Consider the following 15,193-nt stretch of genomic DNA (forward strand, 5'->3'; position numbering starts at 1 on the left):
AAGTGAAATAAAAATCTGAACATCGACGCTTGACACGGAAAGTCATATCAGAAATGACGCGCCGCCACGCGTAGTGGCTAATAGTGATAAAGAAATCAGCTAACGTAAAACGCGCGAAGACCTGGAAAGCAGCAACCCGGCATTGACCCCGACCGCTAACGCAGAACCCGTGCAACCCGGCGCCAACCCCAACCGCTAACCCCAGAACCCACCCCCAAAGTGCGAACGAAAACCCCGTTCAATTCAGCGCCACGGCCGCCGCCGCATTAACCGGCGAACCTTCCAGCGCGACGGAAGCGCGTCCGTCCGGCCCCACCGGCACATCACCGACCAGCGTAGTCCGATACAACTGCCGATCAAATTCCAGATCAAAAATATCGGAAGGAGCAAGATGCGCCGTCGACCGGTTATCCCAGAACGCGATGCTGCCCGGTTCCCATTTGAACCGCACCGTGAATTCAGGACGCGTCACATGTTCCCACAGCAATTCGAGGATCGCCTGACTCTCACGCGGCGTCACACCAACAATATGCTTCAGGAAACTCGGGCTGACATAGAGCGCCCGCTCACCAGTTTCAGGGTGCACGCGCACCAGCGGATGTTCCGTGACCAGCGCGCGCTGCTGCACCGCCTGCTCGAATGCGCTAGTGGCGCTGGCTCCGGCAGGCGGTGTGAATTTATGCACGCCACGCAAGCCATCGACAAAATCACGCAGCGGCGCAGAGAGTTTTTCATACGCGGCAACGAGGCTTGTCCACTGCGTATCGCCTCCATAAGGCGGGATGGTGACGCCACGCAGGATTGATGCAAATGGCGGATTAACCGCAGCGGTTACATCGGTATGCCAGCCGGTCCACGGACGCAACAACGCCTGCCCTTCAAAACGCGTTGCCTTCCGATACTTGGAAATGGAATAGATCTCCGGATGCCCTTCAACATGTCCAAACACGGGATGCCCCAACGTGAGTTCGCCGAACTGCGCCGAGAACGCCACATGCTGCGCATGCGTGAGGAACTGCTCGCGAAAGAAGACCACACGCCACTTCAACAACGCCGCACGAATCTGCGCGACCTGCTGGGCGTCGAGTGGCTGCGATAAATCGACACCACTGATTTCAGCCCCTATAAACGCCGACAGCGGCGTGACCTGGACGGACTCGGTATGGGTTGCGACGGCTGCGTTCATTGCGTGTCTCCTGAAAAGGGAATCGCCAGTCTGATATGGGCAAGATTGGCTTCGATATGCACATTACGACCGCCCCGCAGCGGCCTCAACCAATCGATCCGCATATGCAAACCACGCCGGACGCAAAAGATCGATCAGGACTAGAATCAATCTCGCAACCTTGAATAACGTTATCGGGTTTTCTTCCTTCCCAATCGCCAGGAGCCGGTCTAACGTCACCGCCATGAACTCAACTATCCAATCATCTTCCACTCTCCCGCATGAACAAGCACCCGTCGCGTGGATCGCCGGCGTCGGCGCCAGCGCGGGACTCGGCGCAGCAGTCGCCCGGCGCTTCTCGGAGGGCGGCTTCACGGTCGCCCTCACAGGACGCACAGCCGAACGTGTCGAAAGCATAGTGGCAGAGATTCGCGCCGCGGGCGGCGTGGCTCACGCCTTAACTGGCGATATCTCGAACGAAGCAACCGTCACCGAGCTTGCCAACCGCGTGCGTGAACTTGGCCCGCTGTCGGCGGCCATATTCAACGCGGGCGGTGCAAGCCGTGCGCCCACGCTTGAACTGACCGCAGAGAACTTCGAGCAAGCCTGGCGCAGCGGCGTGCTCGGGGGTTTCCTGTTTGCTCAGGCAGCGCTGCGCCGGATCCTGAACAACGGCCTGAATGCCACCAGCTCAACGGGGCGCGGCACGCTGCTGTTTACAGGCGCCACGGCTGCGTTGCGCGGCAAACCACCCTTCGCTGCTTTTGCCGCATCGAAGGCCGCACTGCGTTCATTAAGCCAGACACTCGCTCGCGAGTTCGGGTCCGAAGGCATACATGTGGCGCATATCGTGATTGATGGCGGTATCGACGGCGAGCGTCTTCGGCAATCCGCACCGCAGCGCGTACAACAAGCCGGCGACGATGGCTTGCTGCAAGCAAGCGCCATAGCGGAGAGTTATTGGCAATTGCATCGTCAGCATAGAAGCGCATGGACGCAGGAACTTGATCTGCGTCCGTTCAAGGAAACGTTCTGAACAACAAGCTGCGCGCTAAATCCTTGTGCGACCTTGCGCGCGGTTAGCTTTGATTTCAATGTCATGCGTTCCTTGCTGGTGCGCATGACAGTCATTTACTTCTTCCATTTATTCCCCCATGTCGAAACGCCCCTTCCTGCTTGCGTTGGCGCTATGCGCCGCGCTCGCTCCATTCAGCGCCCGCGCCGCCGGTGCAAACGAACTGCGCATCGGCTTCGTGCCCGGACCTTATGCCGATGAATTCAAGGCCGGCGTCGAGCCGCAATTGCGCCAGAAGGGTTATACGATCAAGTACGTTGAATTCAGCACGGGGCTGGAGGCGAATCAGGCTGTGTATCGGGGTGAGATCGCAGCAGACGTGATGCAGCACGAGGTCTATCTGAAGTCATACAACGACCGCAACGGAACCGATCTCGTACCCGTCGTCCAGGTACCCACGCCGCCCATGGGCCTGTATTCGAAGAAGCATCATGCGCTGACTGACGTCCATGCCGGCTCGACAGTGGCCGTGCCCAACGATCCGGTCAACCTGGAGCGCGCGCTCAAGATCCTGCAGCGGATCGGCTGGATCAAGCTTCGTCCGAACAGCAATCCGGTCGATGTCACCGAGCGTGACGTCATCGCGAATCCGGCCGGCATCAAGATCGTTCCGCTTGAAAATGCACAGGCGCCGCGCGCACTCGATGACGTCGATTTCGCCGCCATTCAGGGCAACTTCGCCATCTTCAGCGGCTACAAGCTCACCGATGCACTGGCCCTCGAACAGATGACGCCGCCGTACATCAACCAGGTTGTGGTCAGGGCTGCGAACAAGACGTCGCGCAGTACGCAAGACATTGTCAATGCATATCAATCGCCTGCCTTTCAGCAGGTCATCCTGAACAATCACTTCTACGATGGCTTCCGTCTGCCCGAATACTTTGCTAGCAAGTAGGGTTATCGCTACGCCTGCCGAATAACCTTATGGAATTTTATTCGTTCAGCTTCGGGTCATGCGGGTATAGCTTTGAAGTCTGACTTTGAATGCCTGACCCCAGGCTGAGGAACGACTATGAGCACCGTATTCGAAGAGCGTCCGCAGGCAGAAACCTTGCAGGCGGTGGAAGCTGAACTAAACTATTTGCGCGCTGGCGAAGGCCGGCCGGTGAGCTACACGTTCGAGCCGCCGCCCGGCGTGCCCTGGACATCCGGCGCGCTTGAACCCCGCCGCGTGACCATCCGCGACGCGCGGCCGCTTGCCGCCGCAGGAGAGTTGTCGCTGGATAAAAGCGGCTTCGAACGCATCGAACATAGAAGTACGCTGACCGACTTCAGCGACGACGCCGTCATTCGCTCGATCTACTACGACGAATCCGCCCAGGTCCTGCTCAAGGCGACCGGCGCGGAAAAGGTTGTCGTATTCGATCACACCCTGCGCGACAGCTTGAACGGCTCGCGTGCAACCTCGTCGTTGCGTGAACCAGTAAGGCGTGTGCACAACGACCAGACGTTCGTGTCCGGGCCGCGTCGCGTGCGAGACCACCTCCCTGCCGATGAAGCCGCGCGACGCCTCACGCATCGCTTTGCGATCATCAATCTATGGCGTCCGCTCGATGTAGTGGAGCAACTACCCCTTGCGCTCTGCGACGCACGCTCGATAGCGGCAAACGATCTGGTACCAAGCGATCTTGTGTACAAGGATAAAGTCGGCGAGACCTTTTCCTTTACGCATAACCCGGCGCATCGCTGGTACTACTTCCCGAAGCTGCGACCCGACGAAGCGCTGCTGCTCAAGATCTACGACTCTCGCGACGACGGCACGGCACGCCTGACCGCACACACGGCGTTTGCAGATCCGACCACGCCGGAAAGCGCCGCACCACGCAGAAGTATCGAATTGCGCGCACTGGTCTTCTGGAAGGAATGAGGCGGATTGGGCGATCGCTGACCGGTGCATGCCACGGATGCCATGCATGCGCCGGATCTTAGCTAAGCTTTCAAATTGGCATAAACACATGAAAACTGAATGGTTAGCCCGGCGCGCAAGTCATGAGAGGATTCGCGCCTGCCAACCAGAAAGAGTTTCAACATGCATCGTAGAACTGTTCTTGCAAGTCTTGCCTTCGCCGCACTCGGCGCTGTCTTCAGCATCGCGCACGCGGAAGATGTCCCGCTGAAAATCGGCACCATGAGTGGCCCCGACGCGCAGATCTGGACCGAAGTGTCCAAGGTGGCCGCGCACGAAGGTCTCAAGATCAAGGTGATCGAATTCAACGATTACATCCAGCCCAATGCCGCCCTCGATGCCGGCGACCTCGATGCCAACGGCTTCCAGCACCAGCCTTTCCTCGATAGCCAGATCAAGCAACGCGGCTACAAGATCGTGAACGTGGGCCTGACTTACGTTGCGCCAATGGGCTTCTATTCGAAGAAGTTCAAGTCGTTGAAGGACCTGCCGCAAGGGGCGAAAGTCGGTATCCAGAACGACCCGTCGAACGGCAACCGCGCGCTGTTGCTGCTGCAGAAAAACGGCATCATCAAGTTGAAGGCCGGCGTGGGTAAAGACGGCGTGAACGCAACGCCGCTCGACGTGGTCGAAAACCCGAAGGGCATCAAGCTGGTCGAACTCGACTCAGCGCAATTGCCGCGCTCGCTGGATGACCTCGCCGCTGCGTCGATCAATACGGACTACGCCGTGAAAGCCGGCCTGTCGCCTACGAAAGACGCCATTGCCATTGAAGACCTGAAGGGTCCTTATGCCAACCTGATCGCGGTTCGCGCTCAGGATCGCGATAAGCCGTGGGTCAAGAAACTGGTCGCGGCGTATGAGTCACCGGACGTAAAGAATTTCATCGATACCCAGTTCAAGGGTTCGATCATTCCAGCGTTCTAAGCGAGACTAAACGGGCTAAGCAAGACCCTCACGCCGCGCGGCGAACCGGCCATAGCTCCCGACGTGCTTAAGTTGTGAGCTTTTATTGGTTCGCCCCGGCGGCGCCTTTCATTACATTGACCGGTCACTAAAAAATTGCATCACAGACCATCAGGATCAATCGATGAAACTCGCCACGGGTACGCTAATCTCTCGTTTCATTACCTCGCTCGCCGTGTTGGCGGCAGCATGGGTACCGGCCGCCGCGTACGCCGCACCGCCCGCCGAGGTGAAGCTCGACTACGCGTATTACTCGCCCGAAAGCCTGGTCATCAAGCGTCAGGGCTGGCTGGAAAAAGAGCTTGCGCCTGATCACACTCAGGTCAAGTGGGTGTTGAGCCTCGGCAGCAATCGTGCGCTCGAATACCTGAACAGCGGCGCGATCGATATTGGCTCGACAGCCGGCCTTGCCGCCCTGCTCGGGCGTGCCAACGGCAACCCTATCCGCGCAGTCTATATTTTCTCGCGGCCCGAATGGACCGCGCTGGTCGTCGCCAAGAATTCACCGATCAAGACCTTGGCGGATTTGAAGGGCAAGAAAATTGCCGCGACCAAAGGCACAGACCCTTACCTCTTTACGTTGCGTGCACTGCACACGATCGGCCTGACGCGCGACGATGTGGAACTGGTCAACCTGCAACATCCGGATGGGCGCACCGCGCTCGCCAACGGGCAAGTCGATGCATGGGCCGGTCTTGATCCGCACATGGCCGCAGCACAAATTGATGACGGCGCGCGGCTGCTTTATCGTAACGTCGCGTTCAACACATACGGATTTCTGAATGCCCGCGAGGACTTCATCGCGGAACATCCGGAGACCCTCGCGCATGTGCTTAAAGTGTACGAACAGGCACGCGTATGGATTGCTGCGCATCCCGACGAAACCGCGAAGATCATTGCCGAGGAGTCGAAGTTGTCGTTGCCGGTAGCAAAGTTGCAACTGAGCCGCAATGACTTCAGCCACCCGCAACTGGGTGCCGAACAAATCGATGCGCTGAAGGCGGCTGCGCCCATTCTCACGCAAGAACAGCTCGTCAAGCCGGGCACAGATCTAAATCAGGTGATCGATGCACTGATTGATGTCAAGCTCGCGCAGCCGGTCATAGCATCGGCTAACGCCAAATGAATCGTCCCGCGCTAAGGGCGCAGGTGATCTCTTCCGATGAATCACTCGCGCTGCCCGGGCAACTAACGCCCTGGAGAAAAACAGCCCGGTCTCCGCTCCAACCATGGCGCATTGCCGGGCTCCTGCTGCCCTTCGCGTTTCTCGGGCTCATAGAAATTTTGGTGAGAACGCATGTAGTTCCCGAACACCTCGTTCCGGCGCCAAGCACCATCGCCGAAACACTCTGGCAACTCGGTGGTGAGCGGCTCGCGCGACATATCGGCGTGAGTAGTTTGCGCGTGTTTGCGGGCTTCGCCATTGGCGCACTCGTAGCAATCTTTTTTGGTGCGGCGATGGGGCTAAGCCGAAGAATAGACGCGCTGCTCGATCCAAGTTTTCAGGCGCTAAGAGCGATTCCATCGTTGGCGTGGGTGCCCGTTCTGCTGCTGTGGATGGGTATTGATGAAGCGCCCAAGATCACGCTGGTCGCAATCGGCGCCTTCTTTCCAGTGCACTTGAGCGTAGTCGCCGGCATCCGCGGCGTGGACCGCAAGCTGATCGAACTGGGCGAGGTAAATCGCCTGAGTCAGCGAGCGCTTTTCACGCGCATTCTGCTGCCGGCATCGCTACCGCAAATCTTCACCGGCCTTAGAACCGGCCTGAGCCTTGCATGGATGTTCATGGTCGCCGCCGAGTTGATTGCCGCTACACGTGGCCTTGGCTATCTGCTGAGCGACGGCCGTGAAACGGGACGACCGGACCTCGTATTTGGAGCGATCCTGTTACTCGCATTGCTCGGCAAACTAAGCGACAGCGTGCTCAAGGCGATCGAAACCCGTGTACTCTCCTGGCGGGATACCAGCACCGGAAACAGCCGATGAGCGCCCCTCTTCTCGACCTGCGTGTAGCGGAAAAACACTACGATGCGCGCGTCGTAATCGAACGCTTGACGCTCTCGATCCGGCGCGGCGAAATAGTCAGTCTTGTGGGTCCGAGCGGTTGCGGCAAGAGCACTCTGCTGCGGATTCTCGCTGGCCTCGATCGTGACTTCAATGGCGAGATCCTCATCGACGGAAAACCACAACACGGACCGTCGAGCAGGATCGGCGTGATCTTTCAGGAGCCGCGTTTATTGCCCTGGCTGAGCGTGGCCGATAACGTCGCGTTTCCGGCGGGCCCGCGTCGCGGGAACGATCCTCGTGTAGGAAAATTGCTGGTTGAAGTGGGTCTTGCCGAGGCGCGCGCTTACCTTCCCAAGCAGTTGTCCGGTGGCATGGCGCAGCGGGTGGCAATCGCCAGGGGTCTATTTCCAGAGCCTGACCTGTTGCTGCTTGACGAGCCCTTCAGCGCTGTCGATGCAATGACGCGGATGCGTTTGCAGGATCTGTTGTTATCACTCGTGCGCTCGCATGGCACGACGGCGCTTCTGGTCACGCATGATCTGGACGAAGCGCTTTATCTTTCGGATCGCGTGCTGCTGATGACACCGTCGGGTAAATCCGGTGCGGGAAAGATTGTGCGTGAGATCGAGGTGAAGGTCGAGCGGCCGCGCGATCGTCGTGATCTCTTGCTCGCGGGCCTGCGGGGTGAATTGCTTGAAGGTCTCGGGGCGGTCACTGTCTAGTGCCACCCTTCAGGGAAAATTCAAAGACGCGCAATCGACACTTCAGTCGACTTCACGAACGCAATCACTTCGCTCCCCACCTTCAATTCCAGCTCATCGATCGAACGCGTGGTGATCACCGACGTGACAATGCCATAAGGCGTTTCCACATCGACTTCCGACACCACCGAACCGCGGATGATCTCCTTGATGTGCCCTTTGAACTGGTTGCGTACATTGATTGCCGTGATGCCCATGATGATGCTCCGTATAAATTAAATAGTGCCGGGGCCAGTCGACAGCGGCAATGAGTGAATCGAATCAATGAATCTAATCGATGAGTCAAATCGCTGAGCTATGTCCGGAGAACGCGCGACAAGACCTGTTCTTCCAACTCGGCGAACCCTTCCGCCGTGCGCAAACGCGGGCGCTGCAGAGTGATGGCGGCATCGAAGGAAATCTTCCCCGCTTCGATCAACACAATCCGCTCGCCCAGCGCGACCGCTTCCTGCACGTCGTGCGTAACCAGCAGCGCAGTGAAGCGATGCTCGCGCCACAGACGCTCGATCAGCGCGTGCATTTCAATGCGCGTCAACGCATCGAGCGCGCCAAGCGGTTCATCCAGCAACAACAGGTCCGGCCGGTGCACGAGCGCGCGTGCAAGCGCTACCCGTTGCCGCTGACCGCCCGACAATTGCGCGGGCCAATCGCCCTCGCGCTCGCTCAGGCCCACTTCAGCCAGCGTCGCGCGAGCGTCTTCACGAGACGAACGCGGTAGCCCAAGCATCACGTTCTGCAGCACGCTTTTCCATGGCAGCAAGCGCGCATCCTGGAACATGATGCGTGTCTCCAGGGTGTTTGCTCCTGCGGCCGCGTTGCGTTGCACGACACCGCCGGTCGCTTTTTCAAGGCCCGCGATCAAACGCAGCAACGTGGACTTGCCGCAGCCGCTGCGCCCGACTATCGATACAAAACTGCCGCGCTCAATGGCGAAATCAAAGTTCGATAACACCTTGCGCTCGCCGAAATGCTTGTCGACACCTTGCAGCGCGACGGCCATGTCGGCGGGTTGATTACGAGGGACAACCGCCGCCGGCGCCCGTTCGCGCGCGACAACTTCCGATTGGTTGCCTTCCAGCACGGCGTTGCCCGATGCATACGATGCGTAGCTTGATGTCACGTTTTTGCTCCCTTCTGATACGCAGGATGCCAGCGTAGCGTGGCACGCTCGATCGACTTGGCAAGCATGTCGGCCAGCTTGCCGAGCAGCGCATAAAGCAGGATGCCGACCACCACCACATCGGTCTGCAGGAACTCGCGCGCGTTCATGGTCATATAGCCGATGCCCGATTGCGCGGAGATGGTCTCGGCCACGATCAGCATCACCCACATCAGCCCGAATGCGAACCGCACGCCCACGAGAATGGAGGGCAACGCCCCCGGCAGGATCACGTCACGATACAGCGCGAAGCCCGAGAGTCCGTAGCTTCGAGCCATCTCGATCAGGTCTGCATCGACTGAACGAATCCCGTGATACGTGTTCGTATAAACGGGGAAAAATACGCCCAGCGCGACCAGGAACAACTTCGCTTCCTCGCCGATACCGAACCACAGGATCACCAGCGGAATCATCGCGAGCGCAGGGATGTTGCGGATCATCTGCACGGTTGAGTCGAGGGCAATCTCAGCCGGTTTGAAGAGCCCCGTTCCCAGCCCCAGTACGAAGCCAATGCTCCCGCCAATAGCGAAGCCCGTCAGGGCGCGCCACGCGCTGACCTTCACGTTCGCCCACATGTCGCCCGACTGGATCAGCTCCCAAGCCGCTTTGACAACAGCAAGCGGCTCGGGCAGCACACGCGACGACAAACCGCCCGTGCGCGCGGCCAGTTCCCATGCAATCAGGATCAGGATGGGCACAAGCCACGGCGCAGCCTGTACACCGGTGCGACGAAAAAACGAAACTGCGTTCATCGGACCTCCGGGTTCAACTTTGCGATGCACGCGGCAAGTACGACGTGCCGACGATCTCACCGAACGGTCCCGACAACGGACCCGACGTGCGCTCTTTCTGTTCACGCGGCAGCAGCGGAAAGACGAGTTCGGCGAACCTGTACGACTCTTCGAGATGCGGATAGCCCGACAGGATGAAGGTGTCGATGCCAAGCGCCGCGTACTCCTTCATCAAGCCCGCGACCTGCTCAGGATTCCCCACCAGCGCCGTGCCTGCGCCGCCACGCACGAGCCCGACACCCGCCCACAAATGCGGATAGACCTCGAGCTTGTCGCGCCGGCCGCCGTGCAACGCCGCCATGCGCCGCTGGCCTTCCGAATCCATCTTTGCAAACGATGCCTGCGCGCGCTGGATGGTTTCATCGTCGAGCTTGCTGATGAGCTTGTCCGCGTCGGCCCATGCCTCTTGTTCGGTCTCGCGCACGATCACATGCAGCCGGATACCGAACTTGATCTCGCGGCCTTTATCGGCTGCACGGCGACGGATATCGGCGAGTTTCTTTTCAACTTCGGCGGGCGGTTCGCCCCAGGTCAGATAGGTATCGATATGATCAGCCGCAATCTCGTGCGCAGCCGGCGACGAACCGCCGAACCACAGTGGCGGATGCGCCTTCTGCACCGGCGGATAAAGCACCTTGCCGCCCTTCGAGCTCAGGTGCTTGCCGTCAAAATCGATCGTGCCGCCTTCATGCGACGACTCGAGCAAACCGCGCCAGATCTGCAGGAATTCGTCCGTCACTTCATAGCGCGTATTGTGATCGTTGAACACGCCGTCGCCAGCGAGTTCGACCGGGTCGCCGCCCGTCACCACGTTGATCAGCAGACGCCCGCCGGAGAGGCGATCGAAGGTCGACGCCATGCGTGCGGACAATGCGGGTGAAGTCAGACCGGGACGGATCGCGACGAGAAACTTGAGACGCTTCGTGGCGGGAATCAGGCTCGACGCAACCACCCAGGCATCTTCGCAAGAACGGCCCGTTGGCAACAGCACGCCTTCGTAGCCCAGCGTATCTGCCGCTACCGCGATCTGACGAAAGTAGTCGTAATCCGCGGCGCGCGCGCCTTGCGTCGTGCCGAGATAGCGGCTGTCGCCGTGGGTCGGAATGAACCAGAAAACATTCATCGGAGGCTCCTGCCTTACGGATCTAAGTTCAGTGTTGAGTGGGGAAGCGAGCGCAAGCGCAACGAACAAAAACACGACGCATGTTCGCGCGAAACGAGTCACCCGTCCCGTTCAGATGATTCATCTTAGCGATGCCCACTTGGGGCATGAACGATTTATTTAAGCTAAGGTTCTCGCCAATTCTGCTTATGCGTCTCTAGCGACGCAGGAGCGCAAGGTTAGGTCTAAACGAGTGCGCCTAAGCAACGTTCCAGCGCGCATCGGTGACCGCCAGCTTCTTCGGAATCAGCTTCAGGTCCGTGAAGGTATCGGCAATCTGCTGCTGGTACGCGAGGGTCTCCGGCGTGATCGGCTGCACGCCATACGCGGTCCGTTTCAACGCACGTTCAAGCGTCGGCTGATCCAGCCCGACCAGCGGCGACAGCAGCTTTGCGACATCGGGCACGTTGTCGCGGCCCCATTGATCGACGTGATCCAGTTCCTCCAGCAACGCATGCACAAGCTGCGGCTGAGCGGTCGCGAACTTACGTGTTGCAAGGTAGTACTGTGTGTTGCGCACCAGCCCCGTGCCGTCCACGATTACCCGCGCATTCGCCTGACGTTCCACGGCCGCGAGATACGGGTCCCAGATGACCCATGCGTCGACGCTGCCCTGCACGAACGCCGCGCGCGCGTCGGCGGGAGCGAGGTAGACCGGCTGAATATCCGCATACGAAAGCCCTGCTTTCTTCAGCGCTTCCACTAACAGATAGTGGACATTCGAGCCCTTGTTCAACGCCACTTTCTTGCCGCGCAGATCTTCTACCTTACGGATAGCCGAGTCGTGCGGCACGACAATCGCCTCGCCTTGCGGTGCAGGCGGTTCGTTGCCGACATACACAAAGTCCACCCCTGCGGCCTGTGCAAAGATCGGCGGCGTTTCACCTACTGTGCCGGCATCGACTGCGCCTGCATTGAGGCCTTCCAGGAGTTGCGGTCCAGCGGGAAATTCGAGCCATTGCACGGTAACGCCTTGCGCAGCCAGCCGTTTGTCGAGCGTTCCGCGCGCCTTCAGAACGACGAAATTGCCGTACTTCTGATAACCGATACGAAAGATTTTTCCCGGCTCTTCGGCACGTGCCGTCTGGCTCGAGAGTAGTGCTCCGGTCCCGGTCAGAACGCTGGTGGCGCCGGCGCTTAGCGCGGCTATCCTGAGCAATGCCTGACGGCGTGATGGTGCGGCCGGTTGCGGCAGCGTTTCGTCTTTTGTTCGGTAATGGTCGGACATGCTTTGCTCCTCAGTATTCAAAGTCGGCCGGGACGTGGGTCTGGCACAAAACCATCACGATTCGGCATCCTTACTTTCTGCAACGATTGCGCGTCAAGCCGGGTATCGGGCGGTACGATGCCATTCTGATTCAACAGATACGCGCTGAGCGCATAGACTTCGTCAGCCGACAAGGACTCGGGTGCGTTGTACGGCATCGCGCGGCGAATGTAGTCGAACAGCGTGGTGGCGTACGGCCAGTAACTACCAACCGTGCGTTTGGGTTTTGCGCTCGCCAGCGTGCCCCGGCCACCCACCAGCGCATCGCCGATCAAACCCTGACCCAACGCGCCGTGACAGGCTGCGCACTTCTCCACGAATACGTGCGCGCCCATTGTCACGTCGCCGCTACCAGCGGGAAGACCGCGACCGTCCGGCGCCACGTCAATATTCCATGCAGCGATCTCGTCCGCGGTCAGTGGTGTTCCAAGGTCGTGTGCTGCAAAACATGCGGGCGTCACAACAAACAGCACGAGCAGCAGCGCCTTACGCATTGCGCACCTCGCCTGCCGCATCAATACGCCACTGCTGGATCCCGTTGTAGTGATACTGCGAGTTGAGACCGCGCGCGGCGACCAGCGCTTCGCGCGTGGGTTGGACGTAGCCGGTTGAATCGGTGGCGCGCGACAGGATGCTTGCCGGTTCACCCGTCCAGCTCCAGTCGGCCTCAAAACGCGTCAGCGCACGGTCACGGACCGGCGTTTCCAGCCGCGCCGCTCGCCAGGTCGCGCCGCCGTCCGTCGAGACGTCCACCTGGCGGATCGTGCCGCGTCCCGACCATGCCAGTCCGGAGATCGGATAAAACCCGTGCGTCGTCAGCCGATGTCCCGGCGAAGGCCGCGTGATCACCGACTTCGCGTCCATCTCGAACACGAACTGGCGCGCGGTGCCATCGGCGAGAAGGTTTGTGTACTTCGAGGTTTCTTCACGCGTTTGCAAAGGGGCGCTGACCACCTTTAGGCGACGCAGCCACTTGACGTGCGTATTGCCCTCGAAGCCTGGCACGATCAGCCGCAACGGGTACCCGTTCTCGGGACGCAGGCGTTCACCGTTTTGCGCGTAAGCCACGAGCGCCCGATCCGCAATGCGCGACAACGGCAGGCTGCGAGTCATCGCGGCGGCATCGGCGCCTTCGGCCAGCACCCATCCCGATCCACCGGTCGTGCCGCCCACCTCCTCCAGCAGCGTGGACAAACGCACGCCCGTCCATTCGCAACACGACAACAGGCCATGCGTGAGTTGCACGGGCATGCCGCTCGGACCGCTCCATTCGTTACCGGTATTCCCCGAACATTCGATGAAATGAATCCGCGACTCCGACGGCAATCGCAGGATATCGTCCATGGTGAAAAGCTTCGGATTCCGTACGAGTCCGTGAATAGCCAGCCGATGCAGCGCCGGATCAATATCCGGGACGCCTGCATGATGACGCTCGTAGACGAGACCGTTCGGTGTGATCGAACCATGCAGGTCGGCGAGCGGCGTCATGGAGGACGCCGCGCCGGGCAATGGCCAGGCCTTGGCCGCGCGGCGCACGACGTCGGCTTCGTATCGTGACGGCAAGCCGTAGGGATGTTCGAGGATTGGCGTGCCGGGCGTCTTCGACCAAGGCGCAATTTCAAGCGGTTTCAGCAACTCGGCGGCGCCGGCTTGCGACGCGGCAAACCCGCCGGCAGCCAGACTGCCAAGCAGGCGTCTGCGACCCTGTGAAGGTGAGGACTTTCGGGAGCTCATCGACTGCCTAGGGCTGCGTGGCAGTCAGCGACGCCGTGGCTACATTCGTCGCGACGGCCTTGTGCGCAGCGAAGTCCCAGACGAGCGCGCTGGCGGTATCGACGGGCTTGGGCAGCAGCTTCGCCTGATAGAAAGTATCGGCAATGGCTTGTTGCTCGCCGAAGTTCTTCGCCACGACCGCACGCACCGCATATGTGCGCCGACTATTCGCGCGCTCGACCGTTGCTTGATCGAGACCCCACACCGGCGCCAGGATCTTCGCCGCTTCTTGCGGATGCGCCTTGGTCCAGACGCCCGCTTCAACGAGCTGCTTGAACACGATATCGACGATCTGCGGGTGCGCCTGTGCAAACGGCGTGGACGCGAGGTAATACCGCTGATACGACGCCAGGCCATCGCCGCGGATCAAAATGCGCGCGCCCGGATCTTGTTCGACGGAAGCGACATACGGGTCCCACGCGAACCACGCGTCGACGTCGTTGCGCTCGAACGCCGCGCGCGCATCGGCGGGTGCGAGATAGCTGATCTTGACATCGGCCGGCGAGAGCTTGGCGCGAGCCAGCGCGGCGAGCAGCAGGTAATGACTGCCGGCTGCCTTGGTCACGGCAATGCGCTTGCCCTTCAGGTCGGCGAGCGAGTGGATGGGTGCGTCGCGATGCACGATCACGGCTTGCGCCGAGGGCGACGGCGTTTCCTGCGCGACGTAGACGAAGTTTGCGTTGGCCGCTTGCGCGAAGACGGGCACGGTATCCGCCACGTCCGCGCTGAAGTCCACCGCGCCCGCGTTCAGCGCTTCGGTGAGCGGCAGTCCGCTCGCGAATTCACCCCATTCAATGCGAACGTTAAGCGGCGCCACGGCGCGTTCCAGCGTGCCGCGCGCCTTGAGGATCGCGATCAGCGTGGACGATTTTTGAAAGCCGATCCGCAGTTTGACCGGATCGCCCGAAGGCGTTTGCGCCATGGCGCTCACCGCGCTCAGGGCAGTCACGGCCAGCGCAACGCACGCGACCAGACGGGTGAAGATTTTCATGGGGATATCGCAGGCAGATTAAGCAGCCGATCATGCTAACAACGCGCGCGTCCAGCACTAAACGATCAATCGTGATATCGATTGCAGCGGAAATGCTGAGCGGGTCGCGAGCCCCGGGACAGCGCGGTGCGGACTTGAAATACCCGCAAGAATCCCGCATCTCATGATCC

General features: G+C 60.1%; 16 protein-coding genes. 7 read left to right on the forward strand and 9 right to left on the reverse strand.

Annotated features, from left to right (window positions below):
* Positions 1-238 precede the first annotated feature (238 nt).
* Positions 239-1,186 carry a TauD/TfdA dioxygenase family protein gene (locus tag ACSQ83_RS20300; RefSeq protein ID WP_436229383.1) on the reverse strand — a complete coding sequence of 316 codons (948 nt, stop codon included), beginning with the start codon at positions 1,184-1,186 and terminating at the stop codon, positions 239-241.
* 223 nt (positions 1,187-1,409) lie between these two features.
* Here ACSQ83_RS20300 and ACSQ83_RS20305 point away from each other — a divergent pair, with 223 nt between their 5' ends.
* The 7 genes from ACSQ83_RS20305 to ACSQ83_RS20335 all read left to right on the forward strand — a co-directional run bounded on the left by ACSQ83_RS20305 (position 1,410) and on the right by ACSQ83_RS20335 (position 7,841).
* A complete protein-coding gene (locus ACSQ83_RS20305; RefSeq protein WP_414953471.1) occupies positions 1,410-2,201 on the forward strand; it encodes an SDR family NAD(P)-dependent oxidoreductase in 792 nt (263 codons plus the stop codon).
* Positions 2,202-2,319: 118 nt separating this feature from the next.
* Positions 2,320-3,135 (forward strand): MetQ/NlpA family ABC transporter substrate-binding protein, encoded by an 816-nt coding sequence (locus ACSQ83_RS20310; RefSeq protein WP_414953472.1) that lies wholly within the window; start codon positions 2,320-2,322, stop codon positions 3,133-3,135.
* Positions 3,136-3,252: 117 nt separating this feature from the next.
* Positions 3,253-4,107, forward strand: a complete 855-nt coding sequence (locus ACSQ83_RS20315) for a CmcJ/NvfI family oxidoreductase (protein ID WP_436229384.1) — start codon at positions 3,253-3,255, stop codon at positions 4,105-4,107.
* Positions 4,108-4,269: 162 nt separating this feature from the next.
* Positions 4,270-5,073 (forward strand): MetQ/NlpA family ABC transporter substrate-binding protein, encoded by an 804-nt coding sequence (locus ACSQ83_RS20320; protein ID WP_436229385.1) that lies wholly within the window; start codon positions 4,270-4,272, stop codon positions 5,071-5,073.
* 163 nt (positions 5,074-5,236) lie between these two features.
* Positions 5,237-6,238 (forward strand): aliphatic sulfonate ABC transporter substrate-binding protein, encoded by a 1,002-nt coding sequence (locus ACSQ83_RS20325; protein WP_414953475.1) that lies wholly within the window; start codon positions 5,237-5,239, stop codon positions 6,236-6,238.
* Positions 6,235-7,098, forward strand: coding sequence for an ABC transporter permease (locus tag ACSQ83_RS20330; protein ID WP_436229386.1), 864 nt, complete (start codon positions 6,235-6,237; stop codon positions 7,096-7,098). The genes ACSQ83_RS20325 and ACSQ83_RS20330 overlap by 4 nt, the downstream gene beginning before the upstream one ends.
* On the forward strand, positions 7,095-7,841 hold the full coding sequence (locus ACSQ83_RS20335) for an ABC transporter ATP-binding protein (RefSeq protein WP_436229387.1): 747 nt from the start codon (positions 7,095-7,097) through the stop codon (positions 7,839-7,841). Before ACSQ83_RS20330 ends, ACSQ83_RS20335 begins: the two co-directional genes overlap by 4 nt.
* A gap of 20 nt (positions 7,842-7,861) precedes the next feature.
* Here the strand turns inward: ACSQ83_RS20335 and ACSQ83_RS20340 are convergent, their stop codons facing one another.
* From ACSQ83_RS20340 to ACSQ83_RS20375, 8 genes are all read right to left on the reverse strand, one after another.
* Complete coding sequence (locus ACSQ83_RS20340) at positions 7,862-8,077, reverse strand: TOBE domain-containing protein (RefSeq protein ID WP_031357267.1); 216 nt, start codon at positions 8,075-8,077, stop codon at positions 7,862-7,864.
* A gap of 98 nt (positions 8,078-8,175) precedes the next feature.
* Positions 8,176-9,000 (reverse strand): ATP-binding cassette domain-containing protein, encoded by an 825-nt coding sequence (locus tag ACSQ83_RS20345; RefSeq protein WP_414953478.1) that lies wholly within the window; start codon positions 8,998-9,000, stop codon positions 8,176-8,178.
* Entirely contained in the window at positions 8,997-9,791 is a 795-nt protein-coding gene (ssuC, locus tag ACSQ83_RS20350) for an aliphatic sulfonate ABC transporter permease SsuC (RefSeq protein ID WP_414953479.1), read from the reverse strand. Before ssuC ends, ACSQ83_RS20345 begins: the two co-directional genes overlap by 4 nt.
* A gap of 13 nt (positions 9,792-9,804) precedes the next feature.
* On the reverse strand, positions 9,805-10,953 hold the full coding sequence (ssuD, locus tag ACSQ83_RS20355; RefSeq protein WP_414953480.1) for an FMNH2-dependent alkanesulfonate monooxygenase: 1,149 nt from the start codon (positions 10,951-10,953) through the stop codon (positions 9,805-9,807).
* A 238-nt stretch (positions 10,954-11,191) separates the two neighbouring features.
* Positions 11,192-12,220 carry a sulfonate ABC transporter substrate-binding protein gene (locus tag ACSQ83_RS20360; protein ID WP_436229388.1) on the reverse strand — a complete coding sequence of 343 codons (1,029 nt, stop codon included), beginning with the start codon at positions 12,218-12,220 and terminating at the stop codon, positions 11,192-11,194.
* 17 nt (positions 12,221-12,237) lie between these two features.
* Positions 12,238-12,753 carry a c-type cytochrome gene (locus tag ACSQ83_RS20365; protein WP_436229389.1) on the reverse strand — a complete coding sequence of 172 codons (516 nt, stop codon included), beginning with the start codon at positions 12,751-12,753 and terminating at the stop codon, positions 12,238-12,240.
* Positions 12,746-13,993, reverse strand: a complete 1,248-nt coding sequence (soxC, locus tag ACSQ83_RS20370; protein WP_436229390.1) for a sulfite dehydrogenase — start codon at positions 13,991-13,993, stop codon at positions 12,746-12,748. The genes ACSQ83_RS20365 and soxC overlap by 8 nt, the downstream gene beginning before the upstream one ends.
* Positions 13,994-14,000: 7 nt before the next feature.
* Positions 14,001-15,023 carry an aliphatic sulfonate ABC transporter substrate-binding protein gene (locus ACSQ83_RS20375; protein ID WP_414953484.1) on the reverse strand — a complete coding sequence of 341 codons (1,023 nt, stop codon included), beginning with the start codon at positions 15,021-15,023 and terminating at the stop codon, positions 14,001-14,003.
* Positions 15,024-15,193: the final 170 nt, after the last annotated feature.

The organism is Caballeronia sp. LjRoot29 (assembly GCF_964252755.1).
GTDB lineage: Bacteria > Pseudomonadota > Gammaproteobacteria > Burkholderiales > Burkholderiaceae > Caballeronia.